Origin of the sequence: Acetobacter musti (genome assembly GCF_011516835.1) — a bacterium.
GTDB classification, from domain to species: domain Bacteria; phylum Pseudomonadota; class Alphaproteobacteria; order Acetobacterales; family Acetobacteraceae; genus Acetobacter; species Acetobacter musti.
On sequence record NZ_WOTB01000102.1, the window covers coordinates 1 to 1,305 of the forward strand.

At 53.9% G+C, this 1,305-nt stretch carries 1 protein-coding gene and 1 other annotated feature; the gene reads left to right on the plus strand.

Features of this window, described 5'->3' with window-relative positions; genetic code table 11:
- Positions 1-54: 54 nt before the first annotated feature.
- Positions 55-1,265, plus strand: a protein-coding gene (locus tag GOB93_RS20910; protein ID WP_173585272.1) for an IS3 family transposase whose coding sequence is annotated in 2 segments (ribosomal slippage) — positions 55-340 and positions 340-1,265 — 1,212 coding nt in all. Because the reading frame shifts where the segments join, the coding sequence is not laid out codon by codon here.
- Positions 333-449: a sequence feature (AL1L pseudoknot), on the plus strand. (Overlaps the previous gene by 117 nt.)
- Positions 1,266-1,305 lie beyond the last annotated feature (40 nt).

Sequence of the window (1,305 nt, forward strand, 5' to 3'; positions counted from 1 at the left end):
TGAATTGCCCCGGGTTTTGTGGAGACGGAACGACCCGAGAGGTAAGAAGGATTCATGAGCAACAAATCGAAGCGTTTTCCACCTGAGTTTCGTGACCGTGCAGCCCGCATGGTTCTGGAGGAAGAGAAGAACCATCCATCACGCTGGTCTGCGGTGATGATGATCGCGCCAAAGCTGGATATTCATCCTGACACGCTGTCAAAATGGACCCGTCTGCATGAACGTGCCAATGCGCCTGCGGTGAGTGACCTGCCTGATCGAGAGAAGATCAGGCAACTGGAGCGAGAGAACCGCGAATTGCGGCAGGCCAATGAAATCCTGCGTAAGGCGTCGGCATATTTTGCCCAGGCGGAGCTCGACCGCATCTTCAAGCCATGACACGCTTCATTGAGGAGCACCGGCAGACATATGGTGTCGGGTCAATCTGCAGGGTTCTGTCGATTGCACCATCTGCCTATTATGCAACTGTTGCCAGACAGAAAAATCCGTGTGTGCGCAGCCAGAAAGACAAAGAACTGTGCGATGACATCCGTAGAGTGTGGAATGATAATTTCTGCGTCTATGGAGCGCGCAAGGTCTGGCATCAGCTCAAACGTGAAGGCCTGGATGTCGCCCGCTGCACGGTAGAGCGGCTGATGCGCCGGATGGGACTGAAAGGCGTCATTCGTGGCAAGGGGGTCAGAACCACACGGCCTGATCCGCAACGTCCGTGTCCGCAGGATCTGGTGCAGCGCCAGTTTCATGCTCCTGCCCCCAACAGACTGTGGGTTTCGGATTTTACTTACGTTTCCACATGGCAGGGCTTTGTTTATGTGGCCTTCATCATTGATGTATTCGCACGGGTTATTGTGGGCTGGCGCGTCTCCTCAACGGCCCATACCGACTTCGTGCTGGATGCTCTCGAGCAGGCTCTGTGCCAGAGGCGACCTGAGGGAAAAGTGACCCACCATTCCGACCGCGGCTGTCAATATGTGTCCATTCGCTACACGCAAAGACTGGCTGAAGCGGGGCTCGTTGCTTCTGTCGGCAGTGTTGGGGATTCCTATGATAACGCCTTGGCAGAGACCATTAACGGGCTCTACAAAACCGAACTCATCTATCGGCAGGGGCCATGGAAAAACAGGGAAACTGTTGAACTGGCAACACTTAAATGGGTCGACTGGTTCAATAATCGGCGGCTCCTGTCCTCCATTGGAAACATCCCGCCAGCAGAAGCTGAGGCACGCTTTTATGCACAACAGAAATCACATGCATTAGCCGCTTAAATCAGATAAAAAACGTCTCCACAAAACCCGGGGCAATTCA